Here is a 26105-nt window from a genome sequence, read left to right on the forward strand (position 1 = left end):
TCGTGACGCGCGTTGCCAGTGATGTGGATCACAGTACGACCGGAAGCGCGTCGGCGCGCGCCGACGTGACCCGCCTCACCTGCGGGTTCGCGTCATGGCCCGTGCCCGGACGAGTCCTCTCGTGTGGACCTCCTGGACGCGCGCCCAGATCGCCGGGCGCGCGCTCGACCACCGAACGAAGGACGCACTGGTGCACCACGGCACGCGACGGCTCGGCACACGACGGCACGACAGGCGACGACACACCTGGCGACGGCTGTGGGCGGCGGCCCTCGCGGTCGCGCTCGCCGCGCCCCTCGCCCTCGCCGGGGCCGCGACCGCCACGGCGGCGGACGGCGACCCGCAGTACCTCGAGGTCAGCAAGCGGGTCGACCGGCAGAACCTCTCCCCCGGCGACGTCTTCACGTACAGCGTCGGGGTCACGTGCTCCGAGACGACGTGCGTCGGCGCCCTCCTCACCGACGCGCTCCCCGCCGAGCTCGCGGGCTACGAGCTCCAGGCCGTGCGCACTACGACCGGTCCCGTGCACGAGGTGTCGTGGACCGAGGCCGGCCAGCCCGTGGGCCGGCCCGCCGTCGTCGGCGCCGCCACCGCGGTCCACGTCGCGTTCCGCGACGAGACGCCCGCGGGCGTCGGCCTGACGCCGGGGGCGACGTTCACCCTGACCCTGACGCTCCAGGTGCCCGACGACGCCCGGCCCGGCGAGACGGACATCGTCAACACCGCCACGACCACCGCGGCGAACTCCGCTCCGGACAGCGCGAGCGCGACCGTGCACCTGAGCGTCCCCGTCGAGACGGGCGTCGACCTCGCGAAGTCGTGGGCCCCGGCGGCACGGACCTTCGAGGCGGGCGCGCCGTCGACGGTCACGCTCACGGCGACCAACACCTCGAACGTGCCGGTGGGCACGCTCGTCGTCACCGAGCCGCAGGCGTCGGCCGACGGCGCGGGCGCGCTCGACGCGACCAACCCGTTCACGCTCGCCGACCTCACGGCGCTCGCCGCCGACCCGCTGCCCGAGGGCGCGACGAGCGTCCAGGTCGACGCCTACGTGCGCTCCGACGCGGGCTCGTGGTCCTGGGTCACGGGCACCCCCGCCCCCGGCGCAACCCTCCCCGCCGGTGTGGACCCGACCGCCGTCGGCGGCCTCCGGCTGACCTACGCCGGCGAGATCGTCCCCGGGGCGACCGCCACGGCGCGCCTCGACCTCACGCAGCGCGCGACGGACCGGGACGGTGCCGACCTGTCGGCCGCGACCCACGTCGTCGACAACGTCGCGACGGCCACCGCGACCGCCGAGGGTCGTGACCCCGTGACGGCCACCGCAACCGCCCAGCACCGCGTCACGCCCGCGAGCGTCGGCGTCGACGTCGTCAAGGACCTCACTCCCGACCGCATCTCCGCGGGCGAGACGGCCACGGCCACCATCACGGCGACGAGCACGTCCGACGTCCCCGTCCGCACTCTTACCGTCACCGACCGCGACTACTTCACGGGCGGCGTCGTGCTCGGCGGCTTCAGCACGTTCTCGTGGCCCGAGGGCGCCGAGTCCGCCGACGTCGTGCTCCACCGCGCGGACGGCTCCACCACGACGGTCATCCTGGCCCCCGGCGAGACGCCCGACGTCCCCGGCACCGACGTGACCGGCTTCGCGGTGACGTTCACCGGGGCGATCGCGCCGCGCGCCGCCGCGACGCTCGTCCTCGACGTCGTCACCACCGAGGACGCCGCGGGCGACGCCGCCTCGCGTGCCACCCGCAACACCGCGAGCGCCGAGGTCGTCGCCCCGAACGGGCAGACCGCGACCGACGAGGCGAGCGACACGCTCGAGCTCGTCCGGCCCGCGATCGACGCGACGCTCGACAAGACGGTCCGGCCGGGCACCGCCGTCGAGCCGGGCGCGCGGGTCGTCGCCGGCCTCGCCGCGCGGGTGGTCGGGACGTCCGAGTACGTCAGCCCTCGGACGTTCGTCGTCGAGGACGTCTGGGCCGGCGGCGCGGGCGAGTTCTGGGACGCGTTCGACCTGGCCGGCGTCGCGCCGACCCAGGTGCCGTCCGGTGCGTCGCTGACCGTGGAGGCGATCGGCCCCGACGGCTCGGCCCTGCGCGTGGCGGCGTTCCCCGCCCAGGAGGGCCCGTTCCTCGCGGAGCTCACGGCGGACGACCTGGCTGCGGCGCTCCCCGCGGGCGTCTCGCCGTCGGACCTCACGGGCGTCCGGTTCGTGCTCGAGTCGGCCACGGGCCTGCCCGTCGACACGAGCTTCACGCCGTACGTCGTCATGCAGGCGCGCGGCACGCTGCGCTCCGGCGGTGACGTGACCGCGCGGCCCGACGAGCCGACCGCGTTCCTGAACACGGCGACGGTGCGGGCCGAGGGCGTGACCCGCGGCGGCACCACGCTCACCGACGACGCCGAGGACACGGCGACGGCGCGCGTCGTCACCCGCGAGGGCACCGGCCCGGTCGGGATCGACAAGTCCTGGCTGCAGAGCACGGTCCCGTCCCAGTCGGGCGAGCAGCGCAGCACGGCGCTGGACTGGCGCGTCCGCGAGGGCTTCTCGTCGGTGGCGATCAGCGACCCGGCGGGAGACCCCGCCGACGTCGCCGGCACCGTCTTCGACGCGTTCGACCTGGTGCGCGTCGCGCCGGTCGACGCGAGCGACGTGCCCTTCAGCACCGGCTGGTACCTGCGCTACGACACCGTGACCGCGGTCGAGCTCTTCGTCGACGGCACGTGGACCGCCGTCGCGCCCCCGGCCGGGGGCTGGGTGCAGGACGGCCGGTTCGTCGGGCACACCCTGACCGGCGAACAGCGCGCCACGGCCACCGGCGTGCGGCTCGTCCTCGCGGAGGACGTCGCCGCCCGCGAGGCCGCCCGGCAGCCGGGCGCCACGCTCGACCCGTACGCGCCGCGGCCCGGCACGGGCGTCGCCGCGAGCAGCAGCGACCGCCGCTTCGTGCTCGACTGGCAGGTGCGCTCCACGACCCGCTCGACCGGTGCGTGGGTGACGCAGGAGAGCGCCCTCAACGCCGACGTCGCGGGCAGCGTCGTCAACACGGCGAGCGTCGAGGCGGTCCCTGCCGCGGGCGGCGACCCCGTCCGCGACACCGACTCCGCGACCGTCTCGCTCGTCGACCACACGCCTGGCGTCGCAGTGACGAAGTCCGTGACCCCGACGCAGGCCGTCCACGTCTCCCGCGAGGGCTCGGACGCGCCGCAGCCCACGGCGACGTTCACGATCCAGGCGCGGAGCACGTCCGTCTCGCGCGCGTCCTTCGTCCGCATCACCGACCCCGCCGCGTGCTCCGAGACGGCGAGCGGCGTGGCGGGCTGCGAGGTGCCGGGCACGGCCGAGGCCGCCGTCGGCGACCCGTTCACGGCCGACGTGGACTGGCTGGCGCCCGACGGCGCGGCCAGCGCGTTCGACCGCTACGACGTCACCGGCGTGCGGGTCGACGCGAGCCTCCCGCACGAGGTCGACCTCGCGGCGAGCACCGCGTGGGTCTTGCGCCGCACGGCGGACGGCGAGCACGCGAGCGAGCGCACGGCGGTCGCCGACCTCGTGACGTGGGGGCCCGAGCGCCTCGCCGACGTCGTCGGCGTGAGCGTGACGTTCCAGGGCTCCGACCCTGCGGTCACCGGCGGGACCATCTCCGCGGCGAACCGCCTCACGCTCACCCTCGACACGGTCCTGCGCACGCACGTGCGCAGCACGGGCGAGCCGATCGCGCTGCGGGCGGGCCAGACCACCGAGGTCCCGAACCGCGCGTTCGCGCAGTCGTCCGACCCGGTGCTCGCGCCCGGCACGGCGACGGGCGACCTCGACGACGTGCGCGTCGTGCTCACGGGCGGCGACATCGACGTGGCGCCGACCAAGTCCGTGTCTCCCGCGGCGCTCACCGAGCCGTCGCGCCGCACGCCGGTGACCGTCACGCTCGGCGCGTCCTCCGGCACCCGGCCCGTGAGCACGCTCGCGCCGGCCACGGTCTGGCTGCGCGACGACGTCGCGTCGTCCCCGGAGTTCTGGGACACGTTCAGCTTCACCGGGCTCGGTGCGCTCACCGCACCGCACGGCGCCGACCGCGTCGCGGTCGACGTCTACGGGCCGTTCGGCACGGACGGCGCGCTCGCCTGGGCGCAGGGTGCACCGGCTGCCGTGGACGCACCGGTGGTCCCCGTGGGAGCCGAGGCGTACCCCGACGTCCAGGGCGTGCGCATCACCTTCTCGCGCGCCGACGGCGGCTTCTTCAGCCCGGACGTCCCCGCGCCGGCCTGGGACGCCCGGGCCGCGTTCACGGTCGTGCTGCGCGACACCTCCCGGTCGTCGGGCGACCCGGTCGTCCTGGACGGGTCCGTCGACAACACCGTGACGGTGCGCAGCGAGCGCCTGGACGGCGAGGCGTCGGCCGAGCGCAGCACGAGCGCGACCGTCTCCCTGTCTCCCGGGACGCGCGAGCTCGCGGTCCGCAAGGTCGCCAACGAGGGGAGCCGGACGGTCTCGGTCGGCGCTGCCGTCCCGTGGGACCTGTCGTTCACCAACACGGGCACGGGCTACCTCACGCTCACCGAGCTGCGCGACACCCTGCCGACCACGCTCGTGCACCCGGGCGACCCGGCGCCGTCGTACGCGACGTCCGAGGGCGGGCTGCTGTCCACGGACGTCTCCCTCGCCGTCGACGGGCGGGACCTGGTCCTCACGTGGCCCGAGGACGGCCGCGTCATGGCTCCGGGCGAGACGTTCCGCGTGCGGCTGTTCCTCGAGCTCCAGCCGGGGCTCGCCTCGGGCCAGCGCGCGACGAACCAGATGACGGTGCGGACCGACGAGGCGCTCGACACCTGCTCGGGCCTCGACGGTGCCGCGACGACCCCGGCCTGGGGCAGCGACCCGCGCACGTGCGGGACGACGGACTTCGTCGCCCCCGTCGACGGGCCGAACCTCTACAGCGTCAAGGGCGTGCGGGGCGCGGTGGACGGTGCGACGAACCCGTCCGCCCCGGGCACCGCGTGCCGTCCGACGCTCGAGGCGGCCGACGGCTCCTGGTACCGCACGCCGTGCGTCGCGAACAGCGTCGTCGGCGGGACGGACGACTGGGTCCTGCACGTCGTCAACGCGGGCACGACCCCGGTCGAGGAGATGGTCCTGTTCGAGCAGCTCCCCACCGCGGGCGACCGCATGCTCCTGACCGGCGCGTCGCGCGGGTCGACCTACCGCCCGGTCCTCACCGGCAAGCCGGGCCTCACGGCACCCGACGGCACGACCGCCGTCGTCGAGGTGACGACGAGCCCGGACGTGTGCGCGGGCACGTGGCGCGACCTCACGACGCAGGCGGTGTGCGAGCAGAACGGCGAGACGTGGGCCCCCGCCGACGACGCGACCGACTGGTCCGCCGTGACGGGTCTGCGCGTCTCGCTCGACTTCCGCACGACCGCGAGCGGACGCCTCGACAGCGGTGAGGTCGTCGACGTCACCTACTCGACGGTCAACCGCATGGCGTCCGACGCGACGCCGGGCGGGATCGCGCCCGTCGCCCCGTCGGGCCCGGACGTCGCGTGGAACCAGTTCGGCGTCAAGTGGCGCTACACGGGCGAGACGACGTTCGAGCGGTTCGCGCCGAGCCAGGTCGGCGTCGCGCTCCCGACGGGCGCCCTCCGCGTCGACAAGCAGGTCACCGGCGACGCCGCGGGCTACGCGCCCGGCGCCTACCCGGTCGACGTCGTGTGCACCGTCGACGGCGTGACGCTCGACCTCGGTGACGCCGCACGGCTCTCCCTGACCGTCGAGGGCGGGCTCACGGCCCGCGTCGACGGCCTCCCGGTGGGGGCGGAGTGCACCGTGTCCGAGGGCGGGGCCCTCGGCGAGCACGGCGAGACGACGCGCACCGGTTCGCCGGCGACCGTCGCGGTCGACGTCGCGACGTCCCCGGAGTCCGACGTGCCGGCCACCCAGGTCGTCACGGTCGGCAACGACTACGCGTTCTCGGGCCTGTCCGTCACCAAGCAGGTCGACACCGAGGCCACGCAGGAGGAGCTGGGGCCGTTCGACTTCACGCTCGTCTGCACGGCGGCCACCGGCGCGCCCGTCACGTTCGACGCCGCCGGCTCGACCGAGCTGCGGTTCACGATCGGGGCCGGGGAGACGTTCACCGCGCCGGAGGGCACGATCCCGGCGCGCGCCACGTGCGTCGTCACCGAGACGACCACGGACGCGCCGCAGCGCGTCGTCGTCACGGGCGACGGCGTGACCGACCACGGGAACGGGAGCGCGGACGTGCTCGTCGGCACGACCCCGGCCGAGGTCGTCGTCCACAACGGGTACGACGCGGGCGTCGTCCGCGTGGCCAAGGAGGTCGACGGGGCGGGCGCCGCCGCGTACGGCGTCGGGCCGTTCGGGTTCGACATCGTCTGCACGCGGGACGGACGCACGGTGCTGGAGGAGTCGTTCGACCTCGGCGCGGGCGGCAGCCGGACCTTCGGGACGTTCGTCGCCGGGACGGAGTGCGTCGTCGAGGAGACGACGGCGGGCGGGGCGACGCGCTCGACGCTCGCCCCGGCCGACGGGCGGGTCGTCGTGGACGGTCCCGCCGAGGCGGGGACGGTTCCCGAGGCGGTCGTCACGGCGACCAACACGTTCGACGTCGCGGACCTCGAGGTCGTCAAGTCCGTCGAGGGCGCGGGCGCCGAGCTCTGGGGCGCCGGCCCGTTCGAGGCCCAGGCCGTGTGCACCTGGGACGTCGACGGCGAGACGCGCACCCTCGCGCTCCCGGCCGAGGGCCGCCTGGCCCTGACGGCCGCCGGCGGCTACCGTGCCGCGTTGCGCGACCTGCCCGCCGGGGCGGGGTGCGTCGTGACCGAGACGCGCACCAGCGGGGCGAACGCCACCGCCATCAGCGCGGACGGCGCCGTCGTGGTGGGTGGCGACGAGCCCGCCGTCGTGACGCTGACGAACACGTTCGACGTGGCGTCGCTGGACGTCACCAAGCGGGTCGAGGGCGCGACGGACGCGCCGGGCGCCGAGGGGCCGTTCACGGTCCGCCTGGCCTGCACGCGCGAGGTCGACGGCGAGTCGGTCGCCCTCGACGTGCCCGGGGGCGGCGTGCGCCACCTCGGCGCGGACGAGACGGTCACGTACGCCGACCTCCCGCTCGACGCGTCCTGCGCCGTCGAGGAGTCGGCGACCGGCGGGGCCGCGGCCACGCAGGTCGCGGTCACCACGCCCGGCGAGCCCGGGACGACGGTCGACGGCGCGTCGGCGGACCTCACGGTCCGGCCGGGCGCGGCAGTCGTCGTGACGAACACGTTCGACGCGCCCGCCGGGACGCCCGGCGGCACGACGGACGGCGCCGGGAACGGGCTGGCGACGACGGGGGCACGTCTCGGGGCGGTGGCCGCGCTCGCGCTGCTCCTCGCCCTCGGCGGCGCGGCGCTCGTGGTCACGCGACGGCGCAGGGGCCCCGTCGCCTGACGCGGCCGCTCGGCCCCGGACCGCCACGCGGTCCGGGGCCGAGCCGTCTCCCGCTCCGGGACCGTGGGCGAGGCGTACCTCAAGCCCGGAACCGCGTCATGATCGCGGCCCTGGAGCGTCTTCCTCCCTGAGGGCCGCCGGACGGAGGCGGCCGGGACGGGAGCGGCGTGCACACGCAGGACCTGACGGAGCTCGGCGACGAGCAGCTCGCCGACGCGGTGCGCGCGGGCCGCGCGGAGGCGTTCGCCGTGCTCTGGGAGCGGCACGCGGACGCCGGACGCGCGGCGGCCCGCCGCCTCACGGCGACGTACGACCCGGACGACCTCGTCCAGGAGGCATACCTGCGCGTGCTCGGCGCGCTGCAGTCCGGCCACGGGCCGACCGGCCCGTTCCGGCCCTACCTCTACACGACGCTGCGCAGCGTCGCGGCGAGCTGGGCCCGCACGCCGGACCCGACGCCCGTCGAGGACGTGCCCGAGGTCGTCGATCCGCGCGACCTGTCGACCGAGGTCCTCGAGCGCTCGGTGACGGTCCGCGCGTTCCGCCGCCTGCCGGAGCGGTGGCAGGCCGTGCTCTGGTACACCGAGGTCGAGGGGATGGAGCCGCGCGAGGCGGCGCCCCTGCTCGGGCTCTCGGCGAGCGCGACCGCCGCGCTCTCCTACCGCGCCCGCGAGGGCCTGCGCCGCGAGTGGCTCCAGGCCCACGTGAGCAGCGACGCGGTGGCCCCCGAGTGCCGCTGGACGGTCGAGCGCCTGGGCGACCACGCGCGCGGGACGCTGTCGCGCGCGGCGCAGGACCGCGTCGAGGAGCACCTCACCGGGTGCCTGTCGTGCTCGATCCTCGCGGAGGAGGTCGACGACGTCGCCTCGCGCCTGCGCATCGTCCTCCTGCCGCTCGTCCTCGGCCTCCCGGCCGCGGTCGACGCCGCCACGGGCGCGCTCGCGGCGACGGCCGCCGCGCCCGGCACGACGGGCCCGGCGACCGGCGCCACGACGGGCCCGGCGACCGGCGCGACCGGGGGCGGGCCCGCCTGGCCGGCGCCCGGCACCGGGGCGAGAGCCGCCGCCTCGGGGGCCGCGGTCCCCGGTGTCCTCGTCGGCGCGCTCGCCGCGGTGGTCGTGGCGGCCGTCGTCGGCGTGCTGGCCGTGGCGCGGCCGTGGTCCGCCGCCGAGCCGCCCGCCGCCGCGGCCGGGCAGCAGTCGTCCGCACCCGGTCTCGCCGCGCCGCTCCCCGTCCTGCCGGACGGCGACCCGGCGGAGAACGGCGCGGACGACGTGCCGCTCGCGACCGAGCCGGACGCCCCCGGCGGGGCGGGCGACCGCCCCGAGCCGCCCGCCGCAGGCGTCGACGCCCCGCCCGCCCCCCGTCCGGACGGGCAGGACGCGCCCGGAGCCGGCGAGACCGTGCCCGAGCCGGCCCCGCCGTCGGTCGAGCCGGCCACGCCGGCCCCGCCGGAGCCCGAGCAGCCCGGTCCGGAGCAACCCGCGCCCGAAGAGCCCGGGCCCGAGGAACCCGCGCCTCCGGCACCCGTCGTCGACGAGGCGCCCCCGGCCGGGACGCTCACCGTCTACCCCGCCCTGCGCGGCAGCGGGGAGCCCGGGGCGAGCGTGCGGGCGCTCGACGCGACGGGAGCGGTCGTCGGCACGACGACCGTCGCGTCCGACGGCCGCTGGGCGCTCGTCGCGACCGGGCTCGGTGCCGCCGGGGAGCACGTGCTCGACGTCGTCCAGGACGTCGACGGCGTCGTCTCCGCGTCCGCCGCGCCGCTCGGCCCCTACGTGTTCGACCTCCCGCGCGTGCTGTCGCCGGGCCCCGGCGAGACCGTCCTCGGCGCGCGCGAGACCGCGCCGTGGGAGGACCCGCGCTTCTCCGTCCTCGTGACCTTCGCGGGCGCCGCGGGCCTGGTCGTCGAGGCGTTCGTCGACGGACGCTCGACCGGCAACCTCCACGAGCTCGGCGACGAGCCCGCGGTGCGCCAGGTGCACGGCCTCGCGCCCGGGCCGCACACGTTCGGGATCCGGTTCGTCGAGCCGGCGTCGGACGCCGCCGGGTTCGGGCCGACCGTGAGCGTCGGCTTCACCGTCGCGGGCCCCTGAGCACGGGACCCGCGACGGCTGCGGGCGTCACCCCCGCACGCGCCGCCGGGACCACGCCCCGCCCGCGACGCCGACGACGCCCGCCCCGAGCACGACCGCCCCGACGAGCGGGCCGGTCGGCGTCGGGGAAGCGCCAGGCGCGACGGGCGCGGGGGCGAGCGACGCCGCCGTCGCGACGAACGTGGGTGCCGGACGGGCGCCCGCCGGGTCGGTGTCCGTCCACGCGTACGACGCCCCGGACGGGCACTCCTGCACCGCCGGGAAGACGAACGCCTGCCCAGGCTCGCCCGTCACGCGGACGTCGAGCGTGAAGGCCGCGCGCTCGCCGTCGGGCACGGGCGCGCCCGCCCACGCGACGGCGTCGTCCGTCACCTCGGCGGTCCAGCCGGCCGGCTGGCCCGCGTCCAGCGCCTCGACGCCCGCGGGCAGGGTGACGCGCAGGGCGTCGGTGGGCTCGCCGTCGCACCCGTGGTCGAACGTGAACGTGAGCCGCGACGTGCCGTCGCCGCGCGGCTCGACCGTCTCGATGAGCACGTGCGCGGCCGCGGGTGCGACCGTGAGCAGAGCGAGCGCCCCGGCGGCGGCCAGGGCGACGAGGGCGCGCGCACCGCGGTGCGCACCGCGGTGCGGCCCGAGCGGCCGTCGGTCGGGGGTCATGAGGTCACCTCCACGGGGACGCGGACGATCGGGTTCTCGTACTTGGACGTCCGCACGCTCACCTCGAGCGTCCAGGAGCCGGGCATCGGCAGGTCGAGCGTCGCCTCGTACGCGCCCGGCCCCGTGCGCGTGAGCGGCCGCGAGAACGGGCCCAGCGCCGGGTCGGCGAGCGTCGTCGCCAGCTCCGGCACCGCGACGGGCTCGAACGGCGCTCCGTCGGCGTCGAGCAGCTCGATCTCGAGCGCGTTGACGCCCACGCGCCCCGGCGTGACGCGCGCGCGGAGCGTGCCGTCCCCGAGCTCCTCGACCACCTCGACGCCGGAGGTCACGCCGTCCTGCGCGGACGGCGCCGCCGGGACGACCGGGCTGCGCGAGACGAGCACGCCCGTCGCGGCGAGCACGAGCACGAGCAGCGCGGCCTCGACCGCGACGGTCCGGCCGAGCCGACGGCGCGCCGTCGTCGCGGTCGTGCCGCCCGCCGCAGCGGCACCTCCCGGCCCGGCGACCTCGGGGACGAGCCGGTACCGGTTCCACGCCGCGATGCCGACGAGCACGAGCGCGACGCCGACCTTGACGAGCAGCGTCCGGCCGTACGTCGTCGAGACGAGCGCGTCGAAGGTCCCGAGGATGCGCCACCCGAGGACGGTCCCGGTGACCGCGAGCGCGAGGACGACCCACGCGCCGAGCGCGGAGAACCGCGCCACGGTCACGCCCGCGCGGCGGGCGTCCACGTGGGCGGACGGCGCGAGCACGAGCCCGAGCCCGACGACGCCGCCGAGCCACACCGCCCCGGCCGCGACGTGCAGCGCGTCCGCCGTGACGACGAGCCACGGCGGCCCGAAGGTCCGCGTGTGGCCCACGAGCACGAGCGACCCCAGCGCGAGCGCGGCGGCGCCGAGCACCGTGCCCGCGGGCCACGCGGCCCGGGTCTCGCGCGCGGCCCGGGGCGCGAGCAGCGTCGCGACGACGAGACCCGCGAGCCCGAGCGCGCCCGCGACGGTGGTGTCGGAGGCGAGGCCCGCGGACCACGTCGCCGGGTCCGCGAGCGCGCCCAGCCCGCCGCCCGCCTGCCAGGCGGGCGTGAGCGGGACCGCGAGCACGGTCCCGACGGCCGCGACGCCGAGCGCCCCGCGCCGGACGCACTGGAGCCGCCGCCGCAACACGGGGGCCGCGCCGGGCGAGACGTGCAGCACGAGGAGCTCGAAGACGACGAGCCCCGCGACGAGGAACGTCCCGGCGTAGACGGCGGCCTGGTCGAGCGCCCGGACGGCGACGAGCGCCGCCGTCGGCTCGGCCACACGCGCCTCGACCGCGGTCGTGCTCGGCGCGCCGACGGAGAACGTGAACGCCCCCGCCACGGGGTGCGTGTCGAGCGACACGACGCGCCAGCTGACGACGTACGTGCCGTCGCCGAGGGCGGTGCCGGGCGTGACGACGAGCGCGTCGTCGACCGCGGCGACGTCCACGTCGACGGGGGTGCCGTCGGCCGCGAGGACGGTCGTGCCGCCGGGGACGACCTGGACGGGCTCGTTGAAGGTGAGGGTCAGCGCGTCGGGCGGCGCGTCGAGGACGGTGCCGTCCTGCGGGTCGGTGCCCACGAGGACGGCGTGGGCCGCGGCCGGGCCGCTCGCGAGGATCGCGAGCAGGACCGCGGCCGCGGCACCGACGACGACGGCCACCGCCCGGCGCAGCGCCAGGGGGCGGCCCACGGGTCAGGCCCGCGGGCGCGAGCGCACGAACCCGAGCAGCCCGAGCACGAGGCCGGCCGCCGCGAGGACGAGCGCCGTCCACGTGACCGCGGGGGCCGGTCCGCTCGACGTGCTCGCGGCGGCCTCCGTCGTCTCGCCGTCCGCGGCGGCCGGCTCGGCGGTCGCGTCCGCCGCGGCGTCCTGGGTGCCGTGCGCGTCGCCGCCGGACGCGGCCGTCAGCTCGAACAGCGGGGCGGGCAGGTCGAGCTCCTCGCCGTCCTCGCCGTCCGCCGGGACCTGCACCCAGGCGCTCTCGCCCTCGGCGCACTCCTGCACGGTCGGGAAGACGAGGGTCTCGCCCGCCGCGTCGGGCAGCTTGAGCGACAGCACGAACGCGTCGCGGTAGCCGTCGGGCAGCGGCGCCTTCGCGGTGTACACGACCTCCGCGACGCGCTCGGTGTACTGGCCGCCGTGCCCGTCGTCGACGGGCTCGGCGAGGTCCTCCATGACCTTCTCGACGTCCCAGCCGGGGTTGACCGTGGGGGTCACGGTGACGACCTGCTCGGGGACCTGGACGGAGACCTTCGTCGTCGGGGAGTCGCCGCAGCCGTGCGGGACGCCGAACGTCAGGAGGGCGTAGGAGCCCGCCTCGGTCGTGTCGGGGGTGACGGTGACGTGGGCGGACGCGGCGGCCGTGCCGGTCACGACGAGCCCGGTGGTCAGTGCGGCGGCGCCGACGGCGCGCAGGGTCTTTCGCATGGTGGTGCCTTTCGGGGAGAGGTGCGGGGAGAGGCGACGCTGCTCCGGCGGGCACGACGGCGCGCCGCGCCACGGGTCGGCGGAGCCGGCCGGCGGCGGGTGAGCGGTCGCGCGGGCGCGCGGGAGCGGGACGCCGCAGACTCCGTCGGGCGACGGCGTCCGCGGGGGCGTCCGGGAGAGGTCAGGCGGGAAGGGGCGGCCCACGCCCGGGCGCGGCGCCGCGCACGAGCAGGTCGCGCACCGTCGGCAGCGCGCCGACGGCGGGAGGGGCCGCGAGGACGACGACGGGCCGCGGGCGGCCGGGGACCCGGCGTCCTGCGAGCCACGTCCACAGGCGCCACAGCACGGCGTCGCCGTACCGCAGCACGAGCGCGACGGCGAGCGTCGCGACGGCGTGCGCGCCGAGCATCGCGAGCGGCGAGGAGGAGTGCGCGTGCGCGGCGGCGTCGGCCGGGGACAGCGCGGCGCAGCGGTCGAAGACGACGTGGAGCACGAGCTGGCCCGCGCCGAGCAGGCCGAGCAGCCGCGGCAGCCCGACCTCGCGCCGGGTGAGGGGTCGCACGGCGACGGCGGTGAGGACCGCGAGGACCCCGAGCGGGACCGCCCCGGGGTCGGTACCTCCGGCGAGGCCGTGCGCGACGACGGACAGCCCGACGACCGCGGCGGCGAGCAGCAGCACCCGCACCCCGCGGAGCACCCCTGCTCCGGGCGACGTCACGGACGCACCCTAGCGGGAGAAGGGGCTCCGGCGGCAGGGGCCGGCGCCGCCCTCTCCGCGCGGGAGAGGGCGGCGTGCGCCGGCACGGTCAGCCCTGCGGGTCGTGCGGGGCGCCGTCGTCGGTGCCGGCGTCCGGGCCGGGGCCCCGACGGCGCAGCACGACCACGACGACGACCGCCGCGGCGACGACGAGCGCGCCGAGCCCCACGAGCACCGGCAGCAGCGACGAGGTGCCGTCGTCCGCGGTCTCGGCGGCGTCGGTCGTCGTGGTCGCGGAGGGCTCGGTCGTGGTGCCGGTCGTCGGCTCCTCGGTCGCGGTCTCCTCCGGCGTCGCCGTGTCCGTCGCGGGGTCGTCCGTCGCGGGCGCCTCCGGCTGGGCTGCGACGGCGAACGCGAACGTGCCCTCGATCGGGTGCCCGTCGGACGAGACGACGCGCCACGCGACGGTGTACGTGTCGCCGCCGAGCGCGACGGCCGGGTCGAGCGCGTAGGTCGCGGTGCTGCCGTCGATCGTGGGCGCACCCTGCGTGACGACCGTGCCGGCCGAGTCGGAGACGACGACCTGCGGCTCGACGGGGAGCGGCTCGGTGTTGAACGTCAGCGTGATCGCCGCGGGCGGGGCCTCGAGCTGTGCACCGTCGGCCGGGTCGGAGGTGAGGAGCCGGTCGTGCGCGGACGCCGGGCCGGCCGTGAGCGTCGTGACGGTCGCGGTGAGGCCGAGCGTCAGGGCCGCGGCGGCGAGGAGGGCGAGCAGGGTGGGCAGGGCCGACAGCGGTCGGCGCAGGGAGAGGGTCATGAGGTTCTTCCGTCCGAGGCGCGGCCGGTGGCCGCACGGTGGTGCCCCGGGGCCCGGCCGTCGCCGGGTCGGCCTCGTCGGGGGCCGCGTCAGGACGCGGCGAGGGGGCGCAGCAGTGCTCCCGACGGACCGTGCGCCCGCGGCGGTCCGCGCGTCGGCGCCCGGAGCGACCGCCACACGCCGACGACGCGCACCAGGCGCGCGGGGACGACGCCGCGGCGGCCGAGGACCGCCGCACGGGCCGGGAGCGGGAGCGCGGCGCGCGGGGTCACCCAGGTGAGGAACCGCTCGAGCGCGCGCTCGCCGTGCGCCAGCACGAGGGCGAGCACGACCGTCGCGGCGGCGTGGGCGGCGACCATCCACGCGCCCGACGCCGCGAGGTGCTCCGGGTGCAGCGGGGACGCCGCGCCGTCGGCCGACGGCACCGCGCACACGACCGCGCCCGACGACGCCGCGAGGTGCGCAGCGTGCCCGGCTCCCCCGCCGACGGCGTGGCACGACCCCGGGGTCAGGACGGTGAGCGCCTGGTGGAGCGCGAGCTGCGCACCCCCGAGGAGCACGACGAGCCGGGCGGGCGTGAAGCGCAGGCGGGCGGCCGCCGTCGTGCCGGCGAGCGTGAACGCGGCGAGCGCCGCGAGGACCAGCGGGTCCGGGAGCGCGCCCCCGGCGACGCGGTGCGCGAGCGCCGTCAGCGCGAGCACGAGGGTCGCCACGAGCGCGGCGCGGGCGACGCGCAGCGGACCGACGACCGGGGAGGGCACGACGGCCACCCTAGCGCGAGGTGTCCACGCCCTCGGCCCGGGACCGCTGCGACGCGGGGGCCGGGGCGGGCCGACGCTCCGCGTACCGGCCGATCGCGGGGCCGGTGGGCAGGAGCCGGTCGAGCCCGACGATCACGAGCCCGAGCACGAGGAAGCCCGCCCCGTAGAGCACGACGTTGACGAGCAGCCCGGTCCAGCCGAGCGCGTCGAGGTCGACGAACCCGTACGGGTACTCGCTGCCCGGGCTGACGAACCCGCGGATCGTCGTGAACGCGAAGTACGCGAGCGGGTACAGGAGCCAGCGCGCGGCGTCGAGGCCGCGCAGGCGCCGGTGCGCGTCGAGCAGGAGGAAGTCGGCGACCACGGCGAGCGGGAGCACCTCGTGCTCGATCTGGCCGTCGGTGAGCCCGAGGAAGACGGCGGGCGCGCCCGGGTCCTCGGGCGCGAGCACGAGCCACGACACGAGGCCCGTGATCGCGGCGAACAGCGTCACGCCGCCCTTCAGCCACCCCGGCGGCTGCCGGCGGCGCAGGAGGGACGCGAGGCCCGCCCAGGCGAAGACGACCGCGATGAGGAAGCCCGTCTGGTTCGTGAAGTAGACGAGGCCCTCGATGTCCCCGTCGCGCCAGATCGCGCGCGTCCCGACGAGGGCGAGGACGACGAGGAACAGCCGGAACAGTCCGACGACGACGTGCATGCGGGCTCCTTCGCGCGCGGTGTGGCTCCGGTCGAGAGCCTAGTCCTCGCGGCCGGGGCACGACCGCCGTCGGGCACCGCCGCGCGCGTCGAGGTCCGGGCACGCCGAAGGGCCGCGCACGAGGCGCGGCCCTCCGGTGGAGATCGTCACCCCCGCCGGCGCGAGGCGCCGGGCGGGAGCGGGATCAGAGTGCCTGGATGTTCGTCGCCTGCGGGCCCTTGGGGCCCTGCGTGACATCGAAGGAGACGCTCTGGTTCTCCTCGAGCGAGCGGTAGCCGCTCGACTGGATCTCGCTGTAGTGGGCGAACACGTCCGCGGTGCCGTCGGAGGGGGCGATGAAGCCGAAGCCCTTCTCCGAGTTGAACCACTTCACGGTGCCTGTAGCCATGGTGTTTTCCTTCGTCGAGACGACCGGCCCACGTGCGCGGGTCCGGGTACCGCGCCCTGCAGGGCGCCGGCAGTTCGGGGTGTGGTCGCGGCGGGAGCCCGCCGGGCGACCGGGCGGGGCGCTCAGATGGCGCCGCGCGTGCTCCAGGGCGGCGACGACGGTCACGGGCCGCGTGAAGCGGTCGTGGACGTGGAAGCCGTCCGGGCGTCGGGTGACCATCCCGGCGTACTCGCCGTCGGCCGTCGCGACCCACAGGTCGTCGTCGGCGCGGCGCAGCACGAGGTCTGGTCCGGGCGTGCCCGCGGCCGCAGGAGCGGTCGCCGGGCGGTCAAGGATGGTGGAAGAAGTGATGTGTTTCTCTGCTCTCGCTCCGCGCGCTTCTGGGGCGGAGATCGTCGTCGGCAGCGTCTGCTGCCCGGCGCCCGCGGTCGTGCTTCGATGCCGAGGACCGAAGATCGTCGCGAGACCCTGCTCGCGACCTGGGCGCAGCCCTCACGCTACACCATGGCGTGTGGCGGACGGTCGCCCCGGGCGATGATGGGGGCATGACGACCTCCTCCACCCCCGCCCGCACCGCCCCTCGCACCGCGCGCCGCAGCGTCGCCGTCGTGAACGGCTACCTCGTGCCCGTCGCGTCCGACCCGATCGAGAACGGGACCGTCCTCGTCGAGGACGGGGTCATCACCGCGGTCGGCGCGGACGTCGTCGTGCCCGACGGCGTCCCGACCCTCGACGCGCGCGGCCGCTGGGTGCTGCCCGGCTTCGTCGAGGCGCACGCCCACATGGGCGTCATGGAGGAGGCCGAGGGCTGGGCCGGCAACGACACGAACGAGATGACCGACCCGAACGGCGCGGCGCTGCGTGCGATCGACGCGATCAACGTCGAGGACGAGGGCTTCCGCGACGCGCTGGTCGGCGGCGTGACGAGCGCCGTCGTGAAGCCGGGCTCGGGCAACCCCATCGGCGGGCAGACCGTCGCGATCAAGACGTGGGGCGGCCGCACCGTCGACGAGCAGGTGATCCGCGAGGCGGTCTCCGTGAAGTCGGCGCTCGGCGAGAACCCCAAGCGCGTGTACGGGGACCAGAAGAAGACGCCCTCGACGCGCCTCGGCGTCGCGAAGGTCATCCGTGCCGCGTTCGTCGACGCGCAGAACTACGCCGCACGGCGTGACGCGGCCGAGGCGAAGGGCGAGCCGTTCGACCGCGACCTCGCGAAGGAGACCCTCGCGCGCGTCCTCGCGGGCGAGCTGTACTGGGACCAGCACACGCACCGCGCCGACGACATCGCGACCGCGCTGCGCCTCGCGGACGAGTTCGGTTACCGGCTCGTCGTCAACCACGGCACCGACGGCGCGGCCGTCGCGGACGTCCTCGCCGAGCGCGACGTGCCGGTGATCTTCGGCCCGCTGTTCACGTCGCGCTCGAAGATCGAGCTGCGCAACCGCGACATCGCGAACCTCGGGGCGCTCGCCCGCGCGGGCGTGCGCGTCGCCATCACGACCGACCACCCCGTCGTGCCGATCAACTTCCTCGTGCACCAGGCGTCGCTCGCGGTCAAGGAGGGCCTCGACCGCGACACCGCGCTGCGCGCCCTCACCGTGAACCCCGCGGCCTTCCTCGGTCTCGACGACCGCGTCGGCGCGCTCGCGCCCGGCCTCGACGGGGACGTCGTCGTGTGGTCGGGCGACCCGCTCGACGTGACGTCGCGCGCGGAGCACGTGCTGATCACCGGCACCGAGGTCTACACGTGGGACGCGACGGCGGCCGACGGGCGCGGCGCGGGCCGAGTCGTCGAGCGCGGCGAGCGCTTCCGGGCCTGACGCCGGCCCCGCTCGCCGGTCGCGCGCGGCGTCGCTAGCGTTCCCCCGAGGGCCGTCGCGCCCGCGGAGGGGGACGCCATGGCCCGGACCGCCACCTCGCAGCACCCCGCCCGGCCCGCCGCGGCGACCATCACGGCCACGTCGCTGGTCATGCTCAACGTCGCCGCGGTGGTCAGCCTGCGCGGTCTGCCCGCCGAGGCGGAGTACGGGCTCTCCTCCGCGTTCTACTACCTGCTCGCCGCCGTCTGCTTCCTCGCACCCGTCGCCGTCGTCGCGGCCGAGCTCGCGTCCACGTGGCCCGAGGAGGGCGGCATGTTCCGCTGGGTCGGCGAGGCGTTCGGGAGCAGGTGGGGCTTCCTCGCGATCGCGATGGTGTTCGTCGAGGGCTGCATCTGGTTCCCGACCGTCCTCACGTTCGCCGCCGTCACGCTCGCCTACACCGGGCCCGACGCGCGGTTCGACGAACGGGTCGCCGACGACCGGCTCTTCGTCCTCGCGATCGTGCTCGTCGTGTTCTGGGCCGCGACGCTCATCGCCCTGCGCGGCGCGTCCGCGTTCGCCCGCACCGCGCGCTGGGGCGGGATCGTCGGGACGCTCGTCCCCGCCGCGCTGCTCGTCGGGCTCGGCTGTGCCTACCTCCTTCGCGGCGAGCCGTCCCGGACCACGCTCTCCTGGGGCGCGTTCGTCCCGGACCTCACGCGTCTCGACAACATCGTGCTCGCCGCCGGGATCTTCCTCTTCTACGCGGGCATCGAGGTCAACGCGGTCCACGTGCGCTCGATCCGGCGGCCGGAGCGCACCTACCCGCTCGCGATCCTCGTCGCCGCGCTCGTGGCCGTCGTCGTGCTGACCCTCGGCACGCTGACGATCGCGGTCGTCGTGCCGCAGCAGGACATCAGCCTCACGACGAGCCTGCTCCAGGCGTTCGACCACCTGCTCGCCTGGGCGGGGATCGGCTGGGCCGGGCCGGTCGTCGCGGCGATGCTCGCCGTCGGCGTCCTCGCCGGCGTCACGACGTGGGTCGCCGGGCCCGCCACGGGCCTGCACGCCGTCGCGCGAGCAGGGTTCCTCCCGCGGTGGTTCCACCGGACGAACGACCGCGGCATGGCGACGAACATCCTCCTCGTCCAGGCGCTGGTCGTGACCGTGCTGTCGGTGCTGTTCGTCGTCATGCCCTCCGTGCAGTCCGCGTACCAGCTCCTCAGCCAGCTCACCGTGATCCTCTACCTCGTCGCCTACCTCCTGATGTTCGCCGCGGTCGTCGTGCTGCGCCGCACGCAGCCCGACCGGCCGCGCCCCTACCGGGTGCCGGGGGGCCGCGTCGGGGTCTGGGCGGTCGGCGGGCTCGGGTTCGTCGCGTCGCTGCTCGCGCTCGTCACGAGCTTCGCCCCGCCCGGCCAGGTCGCGGTCGGCAGCCCGACGACGTACGTCGTGCTGCTCGTCGCGCTCGCCCTCGTCTTCGTGGCCCTCCCGCTGCTCCTGTACCGCGCCCGCACACCGGCCTGGCGGGACGACTCGTCGACGTTCGCGCCCTTCACCCGGCAGTCCGCGGACGCCGAACCCGACCGGGGCGGTCCCGGCCCGCCGGGATGACGGGCGAGGTTCCCGTGGCGCGAACCCGCGCGGCGGCGGACCATCGGAACATGCCTACCCGACCCGCTCCCCGCCCTCGCAGCGCCGCGACCGGCCCGGTCGTCGGTCTCGTCGTCCTCGTCGGGGCGCTCGCCGCCTGCTCCGGCCCCGGCCCGGGCGACAAGGACGTCGAGTACGACTCGCTCGACGCGCTCCACCGCGCCGCCACGTCCGCCGGCCTCACGTGCCTGTCGTTCACGACCGAGAGCACGGACAGCGAGGACGTCGAGCTGGGCGCGTGCGACGACACGACGCTCCTCGCCGTGTTCGCCGATGGGATCGCCGAGGACGAGTTCCTCGCGCTCCTGCCGCGTCAGCCCACCGAGGAGGGCGAGGCCGCGCTCGCCGGGCCGAACTGGGTCGTGCTCGGCGACACCGGCGACCTGCTCGAGACCCAGGCGGGCATCGGCGGGCAGTTCCTCACCGACGAGTGACGCGGCGTCAGCCGCCCGCCATCTGCCGCTGCGCGAACACGAGCCCGTACGGGAGCGCGGTCGCGGCCATGGCCCACGTGTGCGTCTGACCGGGCTCCTCGCGGAGCTCGACGGTCTGCCCCTGGTCCTCGAGGTCCTGCGCCATCCGCCGCACCGTGGTGAGCGCCTCCCGCGGCGCGTCCTGCCCGGAGTCGAGGAAGACCGGCATCGGGTGCGTGAACGTCATCGTGGGCAGGTACGTCGTCGGGGTGTTCGCGTCGATCTCCGCCTGCGTCGAGAGCATCGTCCGTTCCGGCCCGGGGCCCGGGTTCCCGTAGGGCTCGATCGCGAGGATCGCCCCGTACAGGTCGAGGTTCCGCAGACCCACGTTGAGCGCGCAGAACCCGCCGGACGACATGCCGCCGAGGACGCGGTGCTCGCGGTCCGCGACCGTCGGGTACGTCGCGTCGACGGTGTCGACGACGGTCGTCGTCAGGTACGTCTCGACCTGCTCGCCGCCCGTCGTCGAGTCGAGGCACTCGGTGTCGAGCCCGCCCGGCCCCGTGCCGTTCACCGTGGGGGCGACGACGATCATCGGGTCGACGAGCCCGCGCCGGATGAGCACGTCCATCGTGCGGGGCACCCGCCCGGCGGCGAACCAGCTGCTCGGGTCGTCGGGCGACCCGTGGATCAGGTACACGACCGGGTAGCGGGTCGAGCCCTCGGGGTCGAACCCCGGCGGGAGGTACACCCAGGCGTCCTCGTCCGCGATCTGCTCGGCGGCCGTCCCCGGGATCGCGAGCGTCCGCACCTGGCCCCGGTGCGCGCCGCCCGGCGCGTCGGCCGACAGGTCCGTCAGACCCAGCGCGACGAGCTGCACCCGGGCGGCCCCCCACGTCGGGACGTAGCCGGAGTAGGCGTTGGCGCCGACCGCCAGGCCCAGCACGAGGGACAGCGCGCCGAGCGTCGCGAGGGACGCCGTCGCGACGCGCGAACGCCACGGTCGGCGCGGGTCCTCGCCCCGGGCCCGCCGCGCGCGCCGCGCCCGGGCGCCGCGCCGTGCGCGCACCACGGCCCACGCCACCGCTCCCGCCCCGAGCACCGTCAGCACGACGGCGACCGGGTAGCTCGTCAGGTACGTCTCGGCGGGCTGCAGCTCGCGCAGCACGGCCGCGGGCAGGGCCGGGTCGGTGTCGGGGACGGGGAGGCCGGTCGCCACGGTCAGGACCGGCGCTGCGGCTTCACGAACGGGAAGGCGAGCGTCTCGCGGATCGACGCCCCGATGATCGTCATGTAGATGCGGTCGACACCGAGGCCGAGCCCGCCGGTGGGCGGCATCGCGAACTCGAGCGCCGAGAGGAAGTTCTCGTCGATCTCCATGGCCTCCGGGTCGCCCGCGGCCGCCAGGAGCGACTGCTGCGTGAACCGCTCGCGCTGGTCGATCGGGTCGATGAGCTCCGAGTACGCGGTGCCGAGCTCGGCGCCGAACGCGACGAGGTCCCAGCGCTCCGCGAGGCGCGGGTCGCGGCGGTGCACGCGGGTGAGCGGCGACGTCTCGACCGGGAAGTCGGTGTAGAACGTCGGCTCGACCGTCTGGCCCTCGACGAGGCGGTCGTACATCTCGTTGACCACCGCGCCGTGCGTCTCGTCCTCGCCGACCTCGATGCCGAGCCGGGCGCACAGGGCGTGCAGCTCCGCGTCGGGGGTGTCCGGGGTGACCTCGGCGCCGACGGCGCGCGAGACGGCGTCGTGCACGGTGACGACGGGCCACTCGCCGTCGAGCCGGACCTCGCTGCCGTCGGGCCGGCGCGACACGGCGTCGCCGTGCACCGCGACCGCGGCCGCGACGACGAGCTCGCGCGTGAGGTGCCGCATCGTCGTGTAGTCGCCGAACGCCTGGTACGCCTCGAGCGACGTGAACTCCGGGTTGTGCGTCGCGTCGGCGCCCTCGTTGCGGAAGTTGCGGCCCAGCTCGAAGACGCGCTCGATGCCGCCGATCGCGAGCTGCTTGAGGAACAGCTCCGGGGCGATGCGCAGGTACAGGTCCATGTCGTACGCGTTGATGTGCGTGCGGAACGGGCGCGCGTTGGCTCCCCCGTGCACGCGTTGCAGGATCGGCGTCTCGACCTCGATGAAGCCGCGCTCGACGAGCGACGAGCGCAGCGAGTGCACGGCGGCGGAGCGGCCGCGGAGCGTCACGGACGACCGCGTGTCGAGCGCGAGGTCGACGTGGCGCAGGCGCATGCGCGTCTCCGGGTCGGCGAGCCCGCGGAACTTGTCCGGCGGCGCCTTGAGCGACTTCGACGCCATGACCCACGACGCCGCGTGCACGGACAGCTCCCCCGTCCGGCTGCGCGAGACGGTCCCCGTGACGCTCACCTGGTCCGCGAGGTCGACGACGCGGCGCCAGAGCGCGAGGTCGGCGGCGCCGTCGGCGGTGAGCATCACCTGGCGCTCGTGGTTCTCCTCGCGCAGGACGGCGAAGACGACGCCCCCGAGGTCCCGGAGCCGCACGACGCGCCCCGAGACGGACACCTCGTGCCCGAGCAGCAGGTCGTCGACGTCGGCGAGCCGGTGCGTGCGCGGCACGGCCACGGGGTACGCGGGCATGCCGGCCGCCGCGAGCACGTCGAGCTTGGCACGGCGGGCGCGCTCCTGGTCGGTGAGCCGCCGGGTCGGGACGTCGAGCGCCAGCAGCGCGTCCTCCTGCTCGCGCACGGCCGCGCCGAGGGCGGCGTCGGCCGTCGCGACCTGCTGGCTCCCGGTGCCGCCGCGCGCGCCGGGCCACTGCGGCACGAAGCCCTCGGCCTGCCCCGCCGCGAGCGACACGGACGTGAGCTGGGCGGGGGCGGCGTAGCAGAGGTAGCGCGTGCGCCAGCGCGGCTCGTACTTCTGGTTCGAGCGGTACAGCTGGTCGAGCTGCCACCAGCGCGACGCCGTGAGGACGAGGCGGCGCAGGAAGCGCTGGAAGGGGCTCGCCGCGACCGACTCGCCCTGCTCGATCAGGCCGCGGAACATCGCGAAGTTGAGCGAGACCCGGTCGATCGCCATGCCCGCGCCCTCGCTCGCGAGCGTCGAGATCATGAGCTCCGTGACGCCCGGCACCGCGTCGGGAGACCGACGCATGTAGTCGAGCGAGACCCCCTTGCGGCCCCACGGGACGAACGTGAGCAGTCCGCGCGGCGCGCCGTCGCGGTCGTGCGCGGTGACGACGAGCACGCGCGGGTCGCGCGGGCTGCCGAGGCGTTCCAGGGCCATCGAGAAGCCGCGCTCGTCCTCGCCGTGCCGCCACGCGTCGGCGGCCTGCGCGAGCGCCGCGAGCTCGTCCGCCGGGATCTCGCGCTGCCGCCGCAGGCGCACGGTGTACCCCTCGCGCTGGGGCCGCGCGACGGCGTGCCGCACGGGCCGCATCGACGGCGACGCGAGGTCGAAGGACCGCGTCTCGACGATCGCCTCGTCACCCATCGTGAGGACGGCGAGCCCGGCGTCGCGGTAGGCCCGCGCGCCCTTCTCGCTCGCCGAGAGCACGCCAGGCGCCCACCCGTGGCGCCGCGCGTACGCGAGCGTGCGCTCGATCGCGTCGGGCCACGACGCCGGGTCCCCGAGCGGGTCGCCCGCGGCGAGCAGCACGCCGCTCACCACGCGGTACGACACGGCGGCGCGGCCGTCGCCGGAGAAGATCGCGTCGCGGTCGTCGCGCGTCGCGAAGTACTCGAGCGAGTCGTCGCTCGGGTGCTCCAGGAGCAGACGGCGCACGGCGAGCTCCTCGTCCGGGGTGCGTGCGGCGTCGCGCGGGCCGGTCCGCAGGAACACGAGCACCGCGAGCAGCAGCGCGGCGCCCGCGAGCAGGCCGCCGACGAGCGCGAGCCAGCCCGGCGCGCCGCCGTCGATGGCGAACGGCTCCTCGTGCGGCGACAGCCCGACCGAGACGCTCAGGGCCCACCCGAGCCGCGCCGACTGGTCGTCGAGGCTCGACGGCACGACCTGGAGCAGCGCCCACACGACGCCGGTCGCGACGGCGAGACCGAGCACGAGGACGAGCGCCGCCGTCCACCACGCACCCCGGGCGATGCGGGCGGGGAACGCGTGGCGCGCGGCGACGAGCACCACGACGAGCACGAGCCCGACGAGCCCGCCCGCGTACGCCGTCCAGTGCACGTCGTCGAGCACGCCGGCCGCCGGGTCGATCCGGTCGAGCACGATCGCGAGCAGCATGACGAGCGCGGACGGGAGCTGCCAGACGAGGACCACGAACCACAGCGCGGCGCGGCGACGGCGCAGGAAGCCGCTCGCGACGAGCCCGACCACGACCGCGGAGAAGAGCGACGGGTACGACGGCACGTTCGTGACCGACAGGACCTCGGCGACCGGGCGCTCGGCGTGGTGCGCGACGGGACGGAGGATCAGCGCGACGAGGAGCCACACCGCGTAGACCTCGAGGATCCGGCCGCCCCAGCGCGCGACCGTCTCCGCCCAGGGCGACGCGACGGCGGGCGGCGCTGGAGCGCGCCGTCCGCCGTCCGGGGTGGGCGTCTCGCGCCCGACGGTGCTGGTACCCGTCACGTGGTCTCCTCCGGGTCGCGCGGTGTGCGGGCGGGCGCCGGCGCGGGCTGCGTCGGCGGGTTGACGAGGACGTCGTCGGCGGTCTGCCGCTCCGCCGCGGTACGACGGTCCCACGTGGGGCGCCGCAGCGCGTAGAAGAGGAGCGGCGGGCCGCCGAGCACGACGACGACCCCGGCGACCACGATCGGGTAGGCGGTCTCGGAGAGGCCGCTGAAGCCGGACGGCCGGACGAACGCGAGCACGAACGCGGCCGCGCACGCGACGAACCCGAGCCCCGCGACGAACCGCATCGCGGGCGTGCGGTAGGTCCGGACCACGTCGGGCTTGGTGCGCCGCAGCCGGATCGCCGCGGCGAACATGAGCATGTACATGACGAGGTACAGCGCCGCCGCCATGTCCACGAGCGCGATGAACGCGGTGTTGCCGTTCGGCACGAGCACGAACAGCAGCGCGAGCAGCGTGACGATCCCGCCCTGCACCGCGAGGATCCCGACCTGGACCCCGGCCTTGTTGCGACGCTGGAGCGCGGGCGGCAGCAGGCCGGTCCGGGCCGCGGCGAGCAGGCCGCGCGACGGCCCGGCGATCCACGTGACGACCGACGCGAACGCCCCGAGGGCGATGAGGAGCGAGATGACCGGGGTGCCCCAGCTCATGCCCCAGTGGTCGAAGAACGCCTTGAACGCGAGGTTGATGCCGTCGGTCACGCCGAGCGTCGACTTCGGCACGGCCACGGAGATCGCGAGCGTCGGGAGGATGAAGACCACGAGGATGAGCACGGTCGCGATGGCGATCGAGCGCGGGAAGCCCCGACCGGGGTTGCGCAGGTCGTTCGCGTGCACCGCGTTGACCTCCATGCCCGCGTACGCGAGCACGTTCGAGACGATGAGCACGATCGACGCGATCCCGGTCCACGGCGGGATGACGGCGGACGCCTCGAGCGTCGTCTCCGAGCGCTCGCCGGTGCCGAGCCAGACCGCGCCGAGCACGATGAGCAGGACGGCGGGCAGGATCGTGCCGAAGACGCCGCTCCACGAGCCGACCTTGGCGAACAGGTTGCCGCCGGCGAGCGTGATGAGCGTCGACCCCCAGTACAGGACGAGGATCACGACGGCCGTGTAGAGGCCGTTCTGCGTGAGGCCCGGGTCGCCCACGACGAACGACAGGCTCGCCGCGATGAACGCGATCTGCGTGGGGTACCAGACGACGTTCTGGATCCACTGGAGCCAGATCGCGACGAACCCGGCCCGCTCGCCGAACGCCTCGCGCACCCAGGTGAAGACGCCGCCCTTCCAGCCGGTCGCGAGCTCGGCCGCGACGAGCGCCGTCGGGACGAGGAAGAGGATCGCCGGGACGATGAAGAGCGTCACCGAGCCGAGCCCGTACGACGCCATCGCCGGCAGCGAGCGCAGCGACGCGACCACCACCACGGTGAGCATCGCGAGCTGCACGACCGACATGAACGTCGTCGCGCCCGCGGCGGGCGCCCCGATGGCGGGCCCCGCGTGGCCCGGCGGCTGCCGGGAGCCGGGCGACCCGTACGGGTGCGGCTTGACGTGCGCCGCCGTCGGCGCGTGCGTGCCGTCGGCCCGGACGTGCGGTCCCGAGCCTCCGGGCGGATCCTGTGCTGCCCCCTGTGCCATGGTCCGTCCTTCCCG

General features: G+C 76.1%; 16 protein-coding genes. 5 read left to right on the top strand and 11 right to left on the bottom strand.

Annotation, left to right across the window (positions count from 1 at the left end):
• Window positions 1-121: 121 nt before the first annotated feature.
• Together BXA05_RS03620 and BXA05_RS03625 are read left to right on the top strand one after the other, a co-directional pair.
• Complete coding sequence (locus BXA05_RS03620; RefSeq protein ID WP_076403928.1) at window positions 122-7462, top strand: DUF5979 domain-containing protein; 7341 nt, start codon at window positions 122-124, stop codon at window positions 7460-7462.
• Between the two features lie 167 nt (window positions 7463-7629).
• Window positions 7630-9558, top strand: a complete 1929-nt coding sequence (locus BXA05_RS03625; RefSeq protein WP_076403929.1) for a sigma-70 family RNA polymerase sigma factor — start codon at window positions 7630-7632, stop codon at window positions 9556-9558.
• Between the two features lie 27 nt (window positions 9559-9585).
• On the opposite strand, the gene BXA05_RS03630 is transcribed toward BXA05_RS03625, so the two are convergent.
• From BXA05_RS03630 to BXA05_RS03665, 8 genes are all read right to left on the bottom strand, one after another.
• On the bottom strand, window positions 9586-10215 hold the full coding sequence (locus tag BXA05_RS03630; RefSeq protein WP_076403930.1) for a YcnI family protein: 630 nt from the start codon (window positions 10213-10215) through the stop codon (window positions 9586-9588).
• The gene (locus BXA05_RS03635; RefSeq protein ID WP_083711348.1) at window positions 10212-11924 is read right to left on the bottom strand and encodes a copper resistance CopC/CopD family protein; all 1713 of its coding nucleotides are present in this window, start codon (window positions 11922-11924) and stop codon (window positions 10212-10214) included. The genes BXA05_RS03630 and BXA05_RS03635 overlap by 4 nt, the downstream gene beginning before the upstream one ends.
• 3 nt (window positions 11925-11927) lie before the next feature.
• The gene (locus BXA05_RS03640) at window positions 11928-12662 is read right to left on the bottom strand and encodes a YcnI family copper-binding membrane protein (protein WP_076404111.1); all 735 of its coding nucleotides are present in this window, start codon (window positions 12660-12662) and stop codon (window positions 11928-11930) included.
• Between the two features lie 181 nt (window positions 12663-12843).
• The gene (locus BXA05_RS03645; RefSeq protein ID WP_137279932.1) at window positions 12844-13380 is read right to left on the bottom strand and encodes a hypothetical protein; all 537 of its coding nucleotides are present in this window, start codon (window positions 13378-13380) and stop codon (window positions 12844-12846) included.
• A gap of 88 nt (window positions 13381-13468) precedes the next feature.
• Window positions 13469-14176 (bottom strand): copper resistance CopC family protein, encoded by a 708-nt coding sequence (locus tag BXA05_RS03650; protein WP_076403933.1) that lies wholly within the window; start codon window positions 14174-14176, stop codon window positions 13469-13471.
• An 89-nt stretch (window positions 14177-14265) separates the two neighbouring features.
• On the bottom strand, window positions 14266-14937 hold the full coding sequence (locus BXA05_RS03655) for a hypothetical protein (RefSeq protein WP_076404112.1): 672 nt from the start codon (window positions 14935-14937) through the stop codon (window positions 14266-14268).
• Window positions 14938-14947: 10 nt separating this feature from the next.
• Window positions 14948-15634 (bottom strand): Pr6Pr family membrane protein, encoded by a 687-nt coding sequence (locus BXA05_RS03660; protein WP_076403934.1) that lies wholly within the window; start codon window positions 15632-15634, stop codon window positions 14948-14950.
• Between the two features lie 184 nt (window positions 15635-15818).
• Complete coding sequence (locus tag BXA05_RS03665; protein WP_076404113.1) at window positions 15819-16022, bottom strand: cold-shock protein; 204 nt, start codon at window positions 16020-16022, stop codon at window positions 15819-15821.
• Between the two features lie 545 nt (window positions 16023-16567).
• Between BXA05_RS03665 and BXA05_RS03670 the strand changes: the two genes are divergently transcribed.
• The 3 genes from BXA05_RS03670 to BXA05_RS19545 all read left to right on the top strand — a co-directional run bounded on the left by BXA05_RS03670 (window position 16568) and on the right by BXA05_RS19545 (window position 19908).
• The gene (locus tag BXA05_RS03670) at window positions 16568-17842 is read left to right on the top strand and encodes an amidohydrolase (RefSeq protein ID WP_076403935.1); all 1275 of its coding nucleotides are present in this window, start codon (window positions 16568-16570) and stop codon (window positions 17840-17842) included.
• 78 nt (window positions 17843-17920) lie between these two features.
• Entirely contained in the window at window positions 17921-19435 is a 1515-nt protein-coding gene (gene gadC, locus BXA05_RS03675) for a glutamine/gamma-aminobutyrate antiporter GadC (protein WP_076403936.1), read from the top strand.
• A gap of 50 nt (window positions 19436-19485) precedes the next feature.
• Complete coding sequence (locus tag BXA05_RS19545) at window positions 19486-19908, top strand: hypothetical protein (protein WP_076403937.1); 423 nt, start codon at window positions 19486-19488, stop codon at window positions 19906-19908.
• A gap of 7 nt (window positions 19909-19915) precedes the next feature.
• Here BXA05_RS19545 and BXA05_RS03685 read toward each other — a convergent pair whose 3' ends face one another.
• From BXA05_RS03685 to gadC (BXA05_RS03695), 3 genes are read right to left on the bottom strand one after another with little or no spacing between them, the layout of a single operon-like run.
• Window positions 19916-21106 carry an alpha/beta hydrolase gene (locus tag BXA05_RS03685; protein WP_076403938.1) on the bottom strand — a complete coding sequence of 397 codons (1191 nt, stop codon included), beginning with the start codon at window positions 21104-21106 and terminating at the stop codon, window positions 19916-19918.
• 2 nt (window positions 21107-21108) lie between these two features.
• Window positions 21109-24450 (bottom strand): bifunctional lysylphosphatidylglycerol synthetase/lysine--tRNA ligase LysX, encoded by a 3342-nt coding sequence (lysX, locus tag BXA05_RS03690; RefSeq protein WP_083711354.1) that lies wholly within the window; start codon window positions 24448-24450, stop codon window positions 21109-21111.
• Window positions 24447-26090, bottom strand: coding sequence for a glutamate/gamma-aminobutyrate antiporter GadC (gadC, locus tag BXA05_RS03695; protein ID WP_083711356.1), 1644 nt, complete (start codon window positions 26088-26090; stop codon window positions 24447-24449). Before gadC (BXA05_RS03695) ends, lysX begins: the two co-directional genes overlap by 4 nt.
• Between the last annotated feature and the right edge of the window lie 15 nt (window positions 26091-26105).

Origin of the sequence: Cellulosimicrobium funkei, assembly GCF_900155925.1 — a bacterium.
In the GTDB taxonomy this organism is placed as follows: Bacteria; Actinomycetota; Actinomycetes; order Actinomycetales; family Cellulomonadaceae; genus Cellulosimicrobium; species Cellulosimicrobium funkei.